At 71.8% G+C, this 15,086-nt stretch carries 14 protein-coding genes; 10 read left to right on the top strand and 4 right to left on the bottom strand.

Annotation, left to right across the window (positions count from 1 at the left end):
- The first annotated feature begins 37 nt into the window (after nucleotides 1-37).
- The 8 genes from GA0074692_RS17365 (at nucleotide 38) to rny (ending at nucleotide 9,543) form a co-directional block, all read left to right on the top strand.
- Nucleotides 38-1,378: an aminotransferase class I/II-fold pyridoxal phosphate-dependent enzyme gene (locus tag GA0074692_RS17365; protein ID WP_091645931.1), complete on the top strand. Its 1,341-nt coding sequence runs from the start codon at nucleotides 38-40 to the stop codon at nucleotides 1,376-1,378.
- A gap of 112 nt (nucleotides 1,379-1,490) precedes the next feature.
- Nucleotides 1,491-2,225 carry a UdgX family uracil-DNA binding protein gene (locus GA0074692_RS17360; protein WP_281199123.1) on the top strand — a complete coding sequence of 245 codons (735 nt, stop codon included), beginning with the start codon at nucleotides 1,491-1,493 and terminating at the stop codon, nucleotides 2,223-2,225.
- Between the two features lie 222 nt (nucleotides 2,226-2,447).
- The gene (locus tag GA0074692_RS17355; protein ID WP_091645926.1) at nucleotides 2,448-3,590 is read left to right on the top strand and encodes an acyl-CoA dehydrogenase family protein; all 1,143 of its coding nucleotides are present in this window, start codon (nucleotides 2,448-2,450) and stop codon (nucleotides 3,588-3,590) included.
- Nucleotides 3,587-4,906: an MFS transporter gene (locus tag GA0074692_RS17350; protein WP_091645924.1), complete on the top strand. Its 1,320-nt coding sequence runs from the start codon at nucleotides 3,587-3,589 to the stop codon at nucleotides 4,904-4,906. Before GA0074692_RS17355 ends, GA0074692_RS17350 begins: the two co-directional genes overlap by 4 nt.
- A gap of 21 nt (nucleotides 4,907-4,927) precedes the next feature.
- Complete coding sequence (locus GA0074692_RS17345; protein WP_091645922.1) at nucleotides 4,928-5,128, top strand: DUF3046 domain-containing protein; 201 nt, start codon at nucleotides 4,928-4,930, stop codon at nucleotides 5,126-5,128.
- Nucleotides 5,129-5,308: 180 nt separating this feature from the next.
- On the top strand, nucleotides 5,309-6,355 hold the full coding sequence (gene recA / locus GA0074692_RS17340) for a recombinase RecA (protein ID WP_091645920.1): 1,047 nt from the start codon (nucleotides 5,309-5,311) through the stop codon (nucleotides 6,353-6,355).
- An 8-nt stretch (nucleotides 6,356-6,363) separates the two neighbouring features.
- A complete protein-coding gene (locus GA0074692_RS17335; protein WP_091645917.1) occupies nucleotides 6,364-7,110 on the top strand; it encodes a regulatory protein RecX in 747 nt (248 codons plus the stop codon).
- Nucleotides 7,111-7,776: 666 nt separating this feature from the next.
- Entirely contained in the window at nucleotides 7,777-9,543 is a 1,767-nt protein-coding gene (gene rny, locus GA0074692_RS17330; RefSeq protein WP_091645914.1) for a ribonuclease Y, read from the top strand.
- A 175-nt stretch (nucleotides 9,544-9,718) separates the two neighbouring features.
- Here rny and GA0074692_RS17325 read toward each other — a convergent pair whose 3' ends face one another.
- The 4 genes from GA0074692_RS17325 to GA0074692_RS17310 all read right to left on the bottom strand — a co-directional run bounded on the left by GA0074692_RS17325 (nucleotide 9,719) and on the right by GA0074692_RS17310 (nucleotide 13,026).
- Entirely contained in the window at nucleotides 9,719-10,600 is an 882-nt protein-coding gene (locus GA0074692_RS17325; protein ID WP_091645912.1) for an amino acid ABC transporter permease, read from the bottom strand.
- Nucleotides 10,600-11,274, bottom strand: a complete 675-nt coding sequence (locus GA0074692_RS17320) for an amino acid ABC transporter permease (RefSeq protein ID WP_091645910.1) — start codon at nucleotides 11,272-11,274, stop codon at nucleotides 10,600-10,602. Before GA0074692_RS17320 ends, GA0074692_RS17325 begins: the two co-directional genes overlap by 1 nt.
- Nucleotides 11,275-11,352: 78 nt before the next feature.
- On the bottom strand, nucleotides 11,353-12,222 hold the full coding sequence (locus tag GA0074692_RS17315; protein ID WP_091645908.1) for a glutamate ABC transporter substrate-binding protein: 870 nt from the start codon (nucleotides 12,220-12,222) through the stop codon (nucleotides 11,353-11,355).
- 57 nt (nucleotides 12,223-12,279) lie between these two features.
- Nucleotides 12,280-13,026 (bottom strand): amino acid ABC transporter ATP-binding protein, encoded by a 747-nt coding sequence (locus GA0074692_RS17310; protein WP_091645906.1) that lies wholly within the window; start codon nucleotides 13,024-13,026, stop codon nucleotides 12,280-12,282.
- 262 nt (nucleotides 13,027-13,288) lie between these two features.
- On the opposite strand from GA0074692_RS17310, the gene selD reads away from it, so the two are divergent.
- Together selD and GA0074692_RS17300 are read left to right on the top strand one after the other, a co-directional pair.
- The gene (gene selD / locus GA0074692_RS17305) at nucleotides 13,289-14,275 is read left to right on the top strand and encodes a selenide, water dikinase SelD (RefSeq protein ID WP_176738711.1); all 987 of its coding nucleotides are present in this window, start codon (nucleotides 13,289-13,291) and stop codon (nucleotides 14,273-14,275) included.
- A gap of 225 nt (nucleotides 14,276-14,500) precedes the next feature.
- Complete coding sequence (locus GA0074692_RS17300) at nucleotides 14,501-14,980, top strand: hypothetical protein (protein ID WP_091645902.1); 480 nt, start codon at nucleotides 14,501-14,503, stop codon at nucleotides 14,978-14,980.
- Nucleotides 14,981-15,086 lie beyond the last annotated feature (106 nt).

Genomic DNA, 15,086 nt, shown 5'->3' with positions numbered 1-15,086 from the left:
TGACATCCCGCCTTTGTTCTAGTACATTCCTGTGACTGTGGCAGTACGTTATCAGATCACCGGTGGAACGGCGGCTGAGATCTCGGCCAGCGTCGAGTCGGGCATCCGTACCGGGGCGCTCCCGTCCGACACGGCCCTGCCCTCGGTCCGCACCCTGGCCGCCACCCTCGCGGTCAGCCCGGCCACCGTCGCGCGGGCGTACCAGGAACTACGGCAACGCGGACTGGTCGCGACCGCCGGCCGGCACGGCACCCGGGTCCGTCCCCGACCCCCGGTCGCCACCCGCCGTTCCGCCCGGTATCCGGCCCCGGCCCCCGGGGTCCGCGATCTCTCCCGGGGCCAACCCGACCTACGGCTGCTGCCACCACTCGGCCGGCACCTGGCCCGGCTCGCCGACGAGGTCGGCCCACCCACGGGCTACGCGAAGGCCGGCGTCCTGCCCGAGCTGGCCGAGGCCGCGCGGCGTCGACTCACCGCCGACGGGGTCCCGGTCGACGGCCTCACCGTCACCGGCGGGGCCCTCGACGGCATCGAGCGCCTGCTCGCCGCCCACCTACGGCCGGGTGACCCGGTGGCCGTGGAGGACCCGGGCTGGGCCAACCTGCTCGACCTGGTCGCCGCGCTGGGCCTGCGGCCGGTCGCCGTGCCGGTCGACGACGACGGCCCGACCGAGGCCGGAGTCCGGGACGCGCTGGCCCTCGGGGCGCGGGCCCTGATCGTCACCAGCCGGGCGCAGAACCCGACCGGGGCCGCCGTCTCCGCCGACCGGGCCCAGGCGTTGCGCACCCTGCTCGCCGGCCGTTCCGACCTGCTGCTCATCGAGGACGACCACGCCGCCGAGCTGGCCCCCCTGCCGCTGCACCCGCTGGCCGGCGCCACCCCGTCCTGGGGCTTCGTCCGCTCGGTGAGCAAGCCCTACGGCCCGGATCTCCGACTCGCCCTGCTCACCGGGGACGAGACGACCGTCGCCCGGGTCGCCGGCCGGATGAGCGTCGGCCCCGGCTGGGTCTCCACCCTGCTGCAACGCCTGGTGTTGGCCCTCTGGGCCGACCCGTCGACCACCGAGTTGGTCGCCGGGGCGGGGGAGAACTACCAGCGGCGGCGTACCGCCCTGATCGCCGCGCTCGCCGGGCACGACGTCATCGCCCACGGCCGTAGCGGCATCAACGTCTGGCTGCCGGTGCCCGACGAGACCGGCGTGGTCACCGCGCTGCGGGACGCCGGCTGGGCGGTCGCGCCCGGCGCGCTGTTTCGGCTCGGCGCGCCCCCGGGGGTCCGGCTCACCGTCAGCCCGCTCGACGACGCGGAGATCCCCGCGCTGGCCGAGGCGGTCGCCCGCGCGCTCCGGCCCGCCCGTCCAGCCGGGTTCACCGCCTGACCGGTGACCGGGCGCCCCGTCGTCGTCGGCGGGCCACCGGGGCGGCCGGCCCACCGGCCGTCCGCTCGGACGTGCGTCGCGACGCGCCGGGCTGACCAGGGTTCACCGCGTGATCGACGCCCGTACGGGTACAACAGTCGCCATGTCCGACCAGACCGAGACCGCTCCCGGGGCCCAGAAGTTCATCCCGCCCCGAGCCGACACGCTCGACGAGCTACGGGCCGCCGCGGCCGACTGCCGTGGCTGCGAGCTGTACCGGGACGCCTCGCAGACCGTCTTCGGCCGGGGCGGTGAGGACGCCCGCGTGGTCCTCGTCGGGGAGCAGCCCGGCGACCTGGAGGACCAGAAGGGCCTCCCCTTCGTCGGTCCGGCCGGGCGGGTGCTCCGCCGGGCGGTCGACGACGCTGGCCTCGACCCCACCCGGCTCTACCTGACCAACACGGTCAAGCACTTCCGCTTCGAGCTGCGCGGCAAGCGGCGCATCCACCAGACCCCCGACCGGGTGCACATCACCGCGTGCCGTCCCTGGCTGGTCGCCGAGTTCGCCCGGCTCCGCCCGGAGATCGTGGTGGCGCTCGGAGCCACCGCCGCGAAGGCCCTGCTCGGCCCGGCCTTCCGGGTCACCCGCCAGCGCGGTGAGCTGCTGCCCTGGCCCGCGTCCGCGCAACACCCCGAGGACTTCACCCGGGTGCCGGTCGACTCCGCCGGCCGGGTCGCTGACGCGCCGTCGGCCCGCCTCGTCGCCACCATCCACCCCTCCGCGGTGCTGCGGGCCGACAACCAGGAGATCGCCTACCAGGGCCTGGTCGCCGACCTCACCGTCGTCGCCCGCGCCCTGGCCAGGTGAGCCTGACCGTCGCCGGCAGCGTCCACGCCGGCCGTTGGCGGCGACCGGCGTGCTGGCGGCCGGCGGTAGTCCATCCCGGACCGTGCTGGCGGCCGGCGCGGACCGGGGCGGCCGGCAGCGGTCCATGCCGGCCGGTTCCGACGGCCAGCGGCCGTCCATTCCAGACGGTGCCGGCGGGCGCGGCCCTGGGCAGGACGGGCGGCCGGTGCCACACTGGCCGCCATGCAGCAGCATCTCTACGAGCCCGTCCACGAAGAGTTCCGCGACCTCTGCCGGCAGTTCCTCGCCCGGGAGGCGGTGCCGCACCACGAGCGCTGGGAGGCCGAGGGCATCGTCGACCGGGAGGTCTGGCGGAAGGCGGGCGCCGCCGGGCTGCTCGGCACCGACGTCGACCCCGAGTACGGCGGTGGCGGCCAGCGGGACTTCCGCTTCAACGCGGTGCTCGCCGAGGAGGTCGTCGCCGCCGGCTGCTCGGGTCTCGGCTTCGGCCTGCACAACGACGTCGTCGCCCCGTACCTCACCGAGTTGACCACCAAGGAGCAGCGCGGACGCTGGCTGCCCGGATTCTGCTCCGGCGACCTGGTCACCGCGATCGCGATGAGCGAACCCGGTGCCGGCTCCGACCTGGCCGGGACCCGCACCACCGCGGTCCGCGACGGCGACCACTGGGTGCTCGACGGACAGAAGACCTTCATCACCAACGGCGAGCAGGCCGACCTGGTCGTCGTGGTCGCCAAGACCGCCCCTGAGCAGGGCGCGCACGGGGTCAGCCTGATCGCCGTGGAGAGCGGCACCCCCGGCTTCACCCGGGGCCGCCGGCTGGCCAAGGTGGGACTGAAGGCCAACGACACCGCCGAACTCTTCTTCGACGGCTGCCGGGTGCCGGCGGAGAACCTGCTCGGCACCGAGAACCACGGCTTCTACCACCTGATGGCGAACCTGCCCCGGGAGCGACTCGGTATCGCCGTCGCCGCGGTCGCCGCCGCCGAGCGGCTGCTCGCGATCACCCTCGACTACGCCCGTGGCCGGGAGGCGTTCGGCCGGACCATCGGCTCCTTCCAGCACAACCGGTTCCTCCTCGCCGAACTGGACACCGAGGTCACCATCGCCCGGACCTTCGTCAACCACTGCATCGCCGAGTTCAACGCCGGCCGGCTGACCGTGGTCGACGCGGCCAAGGCCAAGTGGTGGACGACCGAGTTGCAGAACCGGGTCGCCGACCGCTGCCTGCAACTGCACGGCGGGTACGGCTACATGCTCGAGTACCCGGTGGCGAAGGCGTGGCTGGACGGCCGGGTACAGACCATCTACGGCGGCACCACGGAGATCATGAAGGAAATCATCGGCCGTAGTCTCGAGCTGTGACCACCGACCTCGCCACCCCGGCCGACGTACGTCCGGCCGTCGCCCCGATCCAGCGCCGTACCCTGCGGCTGCTCTTCGTCACCCAGATCATCGGCGGGATCGGGGTCACCATCGGCATCTCGGTCGGCGCGCTGCTCGCCGAGCGGATCGCCGGCGCCGCCGTGGCCGGCCTGGCCCAGAGCGCCGGGGTGGTCGGTGGCGCGCTGCTCGCCGTCCCGATCACCCGCATCATGACCGGGTACGGCCGCCGCCCCGGCCTGGTCCTGGCGTACCTGGCGGGCGCGCTCGGTGGGCTGCTGGTGGTGACCGCCGCGACCACCCGCTCGGTGCCGCTGCTCTTCCTCGGCATGCTCCTCTTCGGCGGCGGTAGCGCGGCCAACCTCCAGGCCCGCTACACCGCGGTCGACCTCGCCGAACCGGCCCGCCGGGGCCGGCAGCTCTCGCTGATCGTCTGGGCCACCACCATCGGTGCGGTGGCCGCGCCGAACTTCGCCGCCCTCGCCGACGCCACCACCAGCCGTTGGGGCGTGCCCACGCTGGCCGGGCCGTTCGCGTTCAGCGCCGTCGCCTTCGTGGTCGCCGCCGTGGTGATCTTCGCGCTGCTCCGTCCCGACCCGCTGCTCACCGCCCGACGGCTCGCGGCGGCCGAGATCGTGCCGGGCGTCGGCGACGCCGTCGGGCCGCCGGCTTCGGTGGCCCGTCCCCGCGCCGCCGGCATGCGGTCTGCCTGGCAGGTCGTACGGCGACGACCGGCGGCCCGACTGGGCATCGCGGCGGTCGCGATGGGGCACCTGGTCATGGTGGGGGTGATGTCGATGACCCCGGTGCACCTCGGCGAGTCGCACGACGACGCCGACCTGCTCCACGTGGTGGGGGTCGTGCTCAGCCTGCACATCGCCGGCATGTACGCGCTCGCCCCGGTGGTCGGCTGGTTCACCGACCGGGTCGGCCGGCGGCCGGTGATCCTCGCCGGCATCGCCCTGCTGCTGGCCGCCTGCACGGTGGCCGGCACCGCCGGGCACGACACCGTGCTGCTCGCGGTCGGGCTGGTCCTGCTCGGGCTGGGCTGGTCGGCCACCATGGTGGCCGGGTCCACCCTGCTGTCGGAGTCGGTGCCGGTCGCCGAGCGGCCCACCGTCCAGGGCCTGTCCGACCTGACCATGGGCCTGGCCGGCGCGTCTGCCGGCGCGGCCAGCGGGTTTGTCGTGCAGGTCGCCGGCTATCCCGCCCTGAACCTGCTCGCGGCGGTCGCGGTCGTACCGCTGGTGGCGCTAGCGTTGCGCCCGGCGCCGGTACCCGCGCCGGAGGACGACTGACGTGCGGAACGGGGGAACGCGGTGCGGCTGACCGACTTCTGGAGCCGGCTCGAGGAGGCGTTCGGGGCCGGCTACGCGGCCAGCATCGCCCGGGACCAGGTCCTCTCCCAACTCGGCGGGCGGACCATCGAGGAGGCGCTCGCCCGGGGTGAGCAGACCCACGTGGTGTGGCGGGCGGTGTGTGCCGCGTACCCCGACCGGGTGCCCGCCCGACTACGCTGAGCTGCTCTTTCGTCACCTGGGCGTGTCGCCTGTCGACTCGTACACGTGTTCGGCTATTGTCCACAGCGGGGTGCTTGTCCACAGGCCGTGGCCCGTCGGCTGGTTCTTGTCGGACCCAGCGCCTAGCGTGTCCGCGTGACGAGAAGCTCAGGAAAGACGCCGGCGAAGGCAGGGGTAACCATGGCGGCAGCGCCCGACCGGGAGAAGGCACTCGACCTTGCTCTCGCGCAGATCGACAAGCAGTTCGGCAAGGGCTCGGTGATGCGACTGGGGGAGCGGCCGGTCATCCAGACCGCGGTCATCCCCACCGGCTCGATCGCGCTCGACGTGGCGCTCGGCGTGGGCGGTCTGCCCCGGGGCCGGGTCGTCGAGATCTACGGTCCCGAGTCCAGCGGTAAGACCACGGTCGCCCTGCACGCGGTCGCCAACGCCCAGCGGGCCGGTGGCATCGCGGCCTTCATCGACGCCGAGCACGCGCTCGACCCGGAGTACGCGAAGGCCCTCGGCGTCGACACCGACGCCCTGCTGGTCTCCCAGCCCGACACCGGTGAGCAGGCCCTCGAGATCGCCGACATGCTGGTCCGCTCCGGGGCGCTCGACATCCTCGTGATCGACTCGGTCGCCGCCCTGGTGCCGCGCGCCGAGATCGAGGGCGAGATGGGCGACAGCCACGTCGGTCTCCAGGCCCGGCTGATGAGCCAGGCGCTGCGGAAGATCACCGGCGTGCTCAACAACACCGGCACCACGGCGATCTTCATCAACCAGCTCCGCGAGAAGATCGGCGTCATGTTCGGCTCGCCCGAGACCACCACCGGCGGTCGGGCGCTGAAGTTCTACGCGTCGGTCCGGCTGGACGTCCGCCGGATCGAGAGCCTGAAGGACGGCACCGACGTGGTCGGTAACCGCACCCGGGTCAAGGTGGTCAAGAACAAGGTCGCCGCCCCGTTCAAGCAAGCCGAGTTCGACATCATGTACGGCAAGGGCATCTCCCGGGAGGGCTCGCTGATCGACGTCGGCGTCGAGCAGTCGATCATCCGCAAGTCCGGTGCCTGGTACACCTACGACGGCGACCAGCTCGGTCAGGGCAAGGAGAAGGCCCGCGAGTTCCTCCGGGAGAACCCGGACGTGGCCGCCGAGATCGAGAAGAAGATCCTGGAGAAGCTCGGCGTGGGTGTCGGGGCGGGCGACGCGGCCGGTGGCCCTGAGCTGCCGCCGGTCGACTTCTGACCGGCCGCGTGGCAGGACGACGGGCCCGTTCGGGGCGGGGCTGGGACGCCGTTCCACCCCGGACGGGTGACACCCCCGTACGACCCCGGCGGGGCCGCCGGAGCCGTTCCGGGCCGGAATCGGGCGCCGATCCGGTCGACGAGGGCGGCTGGCCGACCGAGCCATCGGACGAGTCGGCCTCTTCGCCCGACGGGTCGTCCCGTGCGCAGCCGCGCGACGAGGCGGAGGCGGCCCGGGAGATCTGCCTCCGACAGCTCGCTGTCCGGCCACGCACCCGGGCGGAGCTTGCCGGGGCCATGGCCCGTCGGGGCATCTCGGCGGAGGTCGTCGACGAGGTACTCGACCGGTACGACGAGGTCGGCATCATCGACGATGCCGCGTTCGCCCGGGCCTGGGTGTCCAGTCGGCACGCCGGACGAGGGCTGGCCCGGCGGGCGCTCGCCAACGAGTTGCGCCAGCGTGGGGTGGACGGTGACGTCGCCAGCGCGGCGCTCGGTGAGCTGGACGAGGCCACCGAGGCGGAGACGGCCCGTGCCCTGGTCGAGCGGAAGTTGCGGTCTGCCCGGGGGGAGCCGGAGGCGGTCTTCCGGCGGATGGTCGGCATGCTCGCCCGCAAGGGCTACCCGCCGGGGTTGGCGATCCGAGCGGTGAAGGAGGCCCTGGCCGCGCAGAGCGCGGAGGCCGCCGAGTTCGCCGACCAGATCGACCCCGACACGCTCGCCACCTCCGACCCCGACTCCGATCTCTCCTCCTGACCTCACCCCGTCCGCGATCATGACCGTACCGATCGGTAACCTCTTTCCCGGCCGGCGTCGCCACGTCCACCAGAGCGGGCGCGGGAGGCGGGCCGAGCGGCACGCGGGGCGGGGCGTGGGGCCGCCGCACTCGAGCACGCCTCGACAGGGTGAGTGGTGTGGTCCGTACCCTGGGTAGTCGACGGGGAAGCGCCAACCAGGGGGGATGTGCTTTTCATCCGTATATGCCCCAGCCGTGCATGAGCACGGCGTGACCGTTCGAGTGCCGTGCGTTTGCCTGTTTTGATCATGAGTCCTTGACCAGAAGGGCTTCCGGCACCTAGCCTCGCCTTACAGGCTCACATTGCCCGACCAGCGCAGGCTAAGCGCACAACATAGATCGTGTAACAGAACGGCATCAGTTCGGCCAGTCCGCCTGGCCATACCGCCAGGGTCGGTCCAGCCGGTCCGACGCCGGCGAGACAACTGCATCCGGCCGTCGGCGATGACCAAGGGGGGTCACCGTCGACGGAGACCTACCCATGGCCAGCCGCTCCGGTCGGGCGTCTAGCAGCCGCAGCGGTGCGTGTGCCCATTGGTACGCCACCACTGCGGCGCCGACGGTGCAGGGGAGGCGGCCATGACAGGGCGGCAGAGGATCAGCGGTGGTCCGCACGGGGTGCCGGCATGAGCGCCCTCGACGTCGTCCTCCTCGGGGCGGTCCTGGTCCTGACCCTGGTGGTGGTCGGCGCAGTGGTCGTCGGTGCCCGGACCCTGCGTCGGCTCGGCTCGGCACCGGCACCGGAGGACCCGGCGTTCGCCGCCGAGAAGGACCGGCAGGAACAGTCGCTGGCGGCGCTGCGCAGTGCCGCCGACGAGGCGCACTCGACCGCCGACGTGGCGAAGTCCGCCGCCGCTGCCGCCCGGGCCGAGGCCGCCGCGGCCAAGGCCGAGGCGAACGCCGCCCGCGCCGAGGCCCGGCGAGTGCTGGAGGCGGCCCGGCTGGAGGCGGACACCGTACTGGAGCGCTCCCACAAGCAGGCCGAGGCGGACGCCGAGCAGCTCCGGAGGGCGGTCCGGCGCAGCGGTGAGCGGGAGGTGGCGGTGCTCGCCTCCACCACCCGGGAGCAGGCCGCCGAGGTGGAGCGGCGGGCCACCCGGATGGACGAGCGGGAGCGGCTGCACACCGAGGAGGTGGAGCGCCTCGCCGAGCGGGAGCGCCAGCTCACCGCCGCCAGCGCGGCCCTCGCCGCCCGGGAGACGGCGCTGGCCGAACGCGAGCAGGCCCTGGTCGAGGCGGAGGAACAGCGGCGTCGGGAACTGGAACGGATCGCCGGGCTCACCGTCGAGGCGGCTCGGACGGAACTGGTCGAGGCGATCGAGACCCAGGCCAAGCGGGAGGCCGCGCTGCTGGTTCGGGACATCGAGTCGGACGCCCGCAACACCGCCGAGCAGCGGGCCCGGCACATCGTGGTGGACGCGATCCAGCGGGTGGCCAGCGAGCAGACCGCGGAGAGCGTGGTCAGCGTCCTGCACCTGCCCGGCGACGAGATGAAGGGGCGGATCATCGGCCGGGAGGGGCGCAACATCCGGGCCTTCGAGTCGGTCACCGGCGTCAACCTGATCATCGATGACACCCCCGAGGCGGTGCTCCTCTCCTGCTTCGACCCGGTCCGTCGGGAGGTGGGCCGGCTCACCCTGGAGAAGTTGATCCTGGACGGGCGGATCCACCCGCACCGGATCGAGGAGGTGCACGACCAGGCCCGGCAGGAGGTGGAGCAGCTCTGTCAGCGGGCTGCCGAGGACGCCCTGGTGGAGGTCGGCATCACCGACATCCACCCGGAGTTGGCCACCCTGCTCGGTCGGCTGCGCTACCGGACGTCGTACGGGCAGAACGTACTCAAGCACCTGGTCGAGACCGCCCACATCGCCGGAATCATGGCCGCCGAGCTGCGGCTCGACGTGCCGACCATCAAGCGGTGCGCGTTCCTGCACGACATCGGCAAGGCGCTCACCCACGAGGTCGAGGGCAGCCACGCGCTGATCGGCGCGGACGTGGCCCGTAAGTACGGGGAGAGCGAGGAAGTCGTCCACGCCATCGAGGCGCACCACAACGAGGTGCCTCCGCAGACCATCGAGGCGGTCCTCACCCAGGCGTCGGATGCCTGCTCGGGCGGGCGGCCGGGGGCCCGGCGGGAGAGCCTGGAGGCGTACGTGAAGCGGCTGGAGCGGATCGAGGAGATCGCGGCCGGCAAGCTCGGCGTGGAGAAGGTCTTTGCGATGCAGGCGGGCCGGGAGATCCGGGTGATGGTCAAGCCGGACGACGTGGACGACATCGGCGCGGCGGTGCTGGCCCGGGACGTGGCCAAGCAGATCGAGGAGGAGCTGACCTACCCGGGGCAGATCCGGGTCACCGTGGTCCGCGAGTCCCGGGTCACCGAGATCGCCCGCTGAGCGGGCCGCACCCTGGTGTCCGATGGGGCACCGAGAGGAAGCTGTCGGACTCAGGAGGGCGCGACGAAGCGATTCTCCGACTGGCTGACGTGTGGCCGGCCCGGTGCGAATCGGCCCTGTCGTCCCGGCTCCGAGAGGGCCAGCACGGCAGGGCCGATCATGCGGTTACGGAGGTTCAGCCCTGGGGTTCCTCGACGTCGATGTGAACGTGTCCATGGGCCGGAACGTTCTGCTTGGGGATGCGGTACGCGCGCCGGCTGCTGCGCCGGTCCAGCCAGCCGGCGAGGGCGGTGAGCAGCGAGTTGATCACGATGTAGATGGCGGCCACCACGATTGCGGCGGCCACGATGTTGCCCTTGTTGGCGGAGAGGTCGTTCACACCGCGCTGGAGCAGTTCGGGGTAGGCCACGATGTAGCCGAGCGCGGTGTCCTTCAGCAGCACCACCAGTTGGCTGACGATGACCGGCAACATGGCCCGGGCCGCCTGCGGGATCAGGATCAGCTGCATGACCTGGCTCTTGCGCATGCCGACCGCGTACGCCGCCTCGGACTGGCCGCCGGGGATCGACCGGATGCCGGCGCGGAACGCCTCGGCGAGCACCGACCCGTTGTAGAGGGTCAGCCCGATCACCACGGCCCAGAACGCCGACACCGGTCCCTGGATGAGGAACGGCACGCCGTAGAAGGTGAAGAAGATCATCAGCAGCAGCGGGACCGCGCGGAAGAACTCCACGATGGCACCGGCCGGGATGCTGACCCAGCGGTGGTCGGAGAGACGACCGACCGCGAAGATGATGCCGAAGGCGAGCGAGAGCGCCATGCCGACGCCGGCCGCCTTGAGCGTGGCCCACAGGCCGGGCAGGATGAACTGGGTCCAGGTCGCTGACTCGGCGAACGGCTCCCAGAGCCGGGGTTCCCACTGGCCGGCCTCGTCGAACTTCGCGTACACCCACCAGAGCAGGCCGACCAGGGCGACGCCGAAGACGACGGTGAGCACCGCGTTCCGGACCCGGGCCTTGGGACCCGGGTGGTCGTAGAGGACGGAGCTGCCGCTCATCAGCGCTTCACCGCCAGTCGGTTGGCCAGCCAGCCGAAGAAGTAGCCGGTGGGGATCAGGATCGCGGCGAACGTGCCGGCAAAGACCAGGAAGATCTCGATGACCGCGTCACCGTTGCTGTTGATCAGGTCCTTCATCACGTTGGAGGACTCCATCAACCCGATGGTGCCGACGATGGTCGCGTTCTTGCAGAGGGCGATGAGGACGCTGCCCAGCGGGGCCACGACGGACCGGGACGCCTGCGGCAGCACGACGATTCGCAGGGTCTGGGCGAAGGTCAGCCCGATCGCCCGCGCCGCCTCGGCCTGACCGGCGGGGACGGTGTTGATGCCGGAGCGGATCGCCTCGCAGACGAAGGCCGCCGTGTAGACCGCGAGGCCGATCACGCCAAGCCAGAAGTTGTTCAGGTCCAGCTCGTCGGAGAGAGTCAGTCCCAAGGTGGAGTAGAGACCGAAGAAGCAGAAGAAGATGACCAGGGTCAGCGGGGTGTTTCGGAAGACGTTGACCCAGCCCGCGCCGAAGCCGCGGAGTACCGGCACGGGGGAGACCCGCATGGCGGCCAGCAGTACGCCGAGTACCAGTGCGAACACCGCTGCCGCGCCGGTCAGCTTGAGGATCCAGAGAAAGCCCGACAGGTAGGCGTCGAAGTTCGTCGGGTCAGCGAATACGTGCATACGTGGGCTCCCAGGGCACGTCGTCGGCGTCGGACGAGCCAGGGCCGACACCCGTCAGGGTGCCGGCCCTGGTAACGGTCAGACGCTGCCGCAGTTGGTCAGCTTCGCGGTGTCCAGCTCGGGCGCGGCCGTGCCGCTCTTGCCGAGGGTGGCGTCCCAGGCGGCCTTGTAGCTACCGTCCGTCGCGGCGGCCTTGAGGATCTCGTTGACCTTCTCGCAGCCGGCCTTGTCCTCCTTCTTCAGCCCGATGCCGTACGGCTCCTCGGAGAAGGGCTTGCCGACCACCTTGAACTTGCCGGCGTACTGGTCCTGGGCGGCGTACCCGGCCAGGATGATGTCGTCGGTGGTGACCGCGTCCACCTGGCCGTTCTCCAGCAGCGGCAGGCACTTCGAGTACGAGTCGAACTGCTGGAGCTTCGCCTTCGGGTAGTCGGTCTGGATCCGCTTGGCCGGGGTGGAGCCGGTCACGGAGCAGACCGTCTTGCCGTCCAGGGCCTCCGGCCCGGTCAGCGTCGAGTCGGTCTTGACCAGCAGGTCCTGACCAGCCATGTAGTACGGCCCGGCGAAGCTGATCTTCTGCTTCCGCTCGTCGTTGATCGTGTAGGTCGCGATCACGAGGTCGACGGTGCCCTGCTGGATGAAGGGCTCACGGTTGGCGGAGACGGTGGTCTTCCACTCGATGTTGTTGGCCTCCACGCCGAGCCCCTTGGCGATGATCTTGGCGATCTCGACGTCGAAGCCCTCGTACTGGCTGCCGGTCTGCAGGCCGAGACCCGGCTGGTCGGCCTTGACGCCGATGACCAGCTTCTTCTGGCTCTCCGCCTTGCCGACGATGCCGCTGGCGCCCGAACCGCCGGTCTCGCTGTCGCTGTCGCCGCCACCGCAGGCGGTCACCGCGAGCGAGAGGGCTGCGACGGCGGCGACCGCCGCCACGCGCTTGATACGCATGTCTTCTCCTTCTTCGACGGAGCCCACCGGCGGGCGGGGCGCTCCAACAACAGATGCCTAGTGAGTGAGGATCTTGGAGAGGAAGTCCCGGGCCCGCTCGCTGCGCGGGTTGGCGAAGAATTCGGCCGGCGGAGCGTCCTCGACCAGCTTGCCGTCGGCCATGAAGATGACCCGGTTGGCCGCGTGCCGGGCGAAGCCCATCTCGTGGGTGACCACGACCATCGTCATGCCGTCGCGGGCCAGCGAGGTCATCACCTCGAGCACCTCGCCGACCATCTCCGGGTCGAGGGCGCTGGTGGGCTCGTCGAAGAGCAGCGCCTTGGGCTGCATGGCCAGGGCGCGGGCGATCGCGACGCGCTGCTGCTGGCCGCCGGAGAGCTGGGCCGGAAACTTGTCGGCCTGGTTGGCGATGCCGACCCGATCGAGCAGCGCCAGCGCCCGCTCCCGGGTGGCGGCCGGCTTCTCCTTGCGGACCTTGATCGGGCCGAGGGTGACGTTCTCCAGGATCGTCTTGTGCGCGAAGAGGTTGAACGACTGGAAGACCATGCCGACCTCGCTGCGCAGTTGCGCCAGCTTCTTGCCCTCGGCGGGCAGTGGGCGCCCGTCGAAGGTGATCGTGCCGGAGTTGATCGGCTCGAGACGGTTGATCGTCCGGCAGAGCGTCGACTTGCCGGAGCCGGACGGGCCGATCACCACGACCACCTCACCCCGGGCGACCGAGAGCGAGACGTCGTCCAGCACGTGCAGCGGACCGAACCACTTGTTGACCGAATCGAGCACGATGAGCGGTTCGCCCGTCGTCACCGTCGTCCACCGTCCCTCGTCGTCCCTGGGCGCGGAGGTCGGGCGACCTCCGGTGGGGCAACTCTAGGCGGGCGGAGATGCCAGAACGCAACTCCGCAGGTCACGGAGCGGTAACACCGGCGACTATCGTCGCCGAGTGTCCGAGATGTGGCACGTTCGTACCGGATCTTGGTGACGTGACTCAGCACACAGCGTCCGACCAGCGTAATCGGCCCGGTCGCCGACCGTACGACCAGGTCGACCAGGTGAAGGAGAGGCAGTGATGGACCCCATCCGGTTGACCCGGTACGCCCGCGGCGGTGGCTGTGCGTGCAAAATCCCGCCCGGTGAGCTGGAGGCAATGGTGGCCGGACTCGGCCCGGCGAGCGGCACCGCCGAACTCCTTGTCGGCCTGGACCACGGCGACGACGCGGCAGTGGTACGCCTCGACGCGCGGACCGGTCTGGTCAGTACCGCCGACTTCTTCACCCCCGTGGTCGACGACCCGTATGACTGGGGCCGGATCGCCGCCACCAACGCCCTCTCCGACGTCTACGCCATGGGCGGCACCCCGCTGCTCGCGCTGAACCTGCTCTGCTGGCCCCGGGACGTACTGCCGCTGGAGTTGGCCCGGGAGGTGCTGCGCGGCGGGCAGGACGTCGCCCGGGCAGCCGACTGCCACCTGGCCGGCGGACACAGCGTCGACGACGACGGCCCGAAGTACGGCCTCGCGGTGACCGGGCTGGTCCGACCCGAGGAGCTGATCACCCTGGACGCCGGGCGGGCCGGGCTGCCGCTGTCGCTGACCAAGCCGCTCGGCGTCGGGGTGCTCAACACCCGGCACAAGGCCACCGGGGAGAGCTTCCCCGAGGCGGTGGCCACGATGACCACCCTGAACCGGGACGCCGCCCGGGCGGCGGTGGCGGCCGGCGTGCGCTGCGGCACCGACGTGACCGGCTTCGGCCTGCTTGGCCACGCCAGCAAGCTCGCCCGGGCCAGCGGCCTGACCGTGGCGCTGGACGCCGCCCGGGTGCCGTATTTGGCCGGAGCGCGGGAGGCGGTGCGGGACGGCTTCGTCAGTGGCGGCAGCCGCCGCAACCTGGAGTGGGTCACCCCGTGGACGGACTTCGGCCCGGTCGGGGAGGACGACCGGCTGCTGCTGGCCGACGCCCAGACCTCCGGCGGTCTGCTGGTCGCCGGCGAACTGCCCGGCGCCCCGATCGTCGGCGAACTCCTCCCCCGGACCGACCACCTCCTACTCCTCCGCTGAGAATCCACCCGGGCCGGGGGCCGGGCGGAGGGGCGGGCGCGGAAGGGGCACCGTACATGACGGGGTGTCGGGTTTTGGTCAGCTTCGGTGGGTGGGCGCGTGGAAATTTTGCCTGGAATGGTCACAGACCGGTAACTTGGCCCCGCCTCGGGCCAAATCACCTCCACCATCGTCAGTAAGGCCCGATCCGGAGGCCCCTGGGGACGAGCACAGCGAGGAGGCGGCATGACCGAGCTGTGGAACTGGAGAATTGACCGGGTACGACCGGTGGAGGTCTACCCGGCGTTGGCGGAGGCGCTCGGTCGGGTGGTGATGCCGCTCGTCGCGGCCGACCCCGGTCAGCTCCCGGTGCACGCCGTGGTCTGCGACGTGTGGCAGGCGCCGGGGGAGTTCGCCACCGTCGTCGACTGCTACGGGGTGCCCGACGGGATCGGCGAGCACACCACCGTGGCAGCGCTCGCCCGGCTGCTGGACCGCCCGTGCGTGCTGCGCGACGACACCCTCGACGCCGGGCGGTACCTGCTGGTCACCCCGGACGGGACGATCCGTCCGGTGCACTTCGAGGTCCGCGAGACCGACGACGGCGAAGAACTCGGCGACCAGCGGCTGTGCACGCTTGCCCATCCCGGCTGCCGGGGCTGGTCCCAGTGTCACCGGTCGCGCTGGGCCCCCGACTCGGTGGTGCCCGCGCTCGCGGCGGCCTGACCGGTGTCCGCGCTCGCGGCGGCCTGACCGACGACCGCCGCGACCCGGTCGGCGCCACCGTCCGGTCCGGAGAGGCCGGCGCCACCGGGCGACCCGGGACGCCGGC

Origin of the sequence: Micromonospora pallida, from assembly GCF_900090325.1 — a bacterium.
Lineage (GTDB): Bacteria > Actinomycetota > Actinomycetes > Mycobacteriales > Micromonosporaceae > Micromonospora > Micromonospora pallida.
Note: the sequence above shows the minus strand (reverse complement) of the source record. Positions and strands in the feature narration are given on the sequence as shown.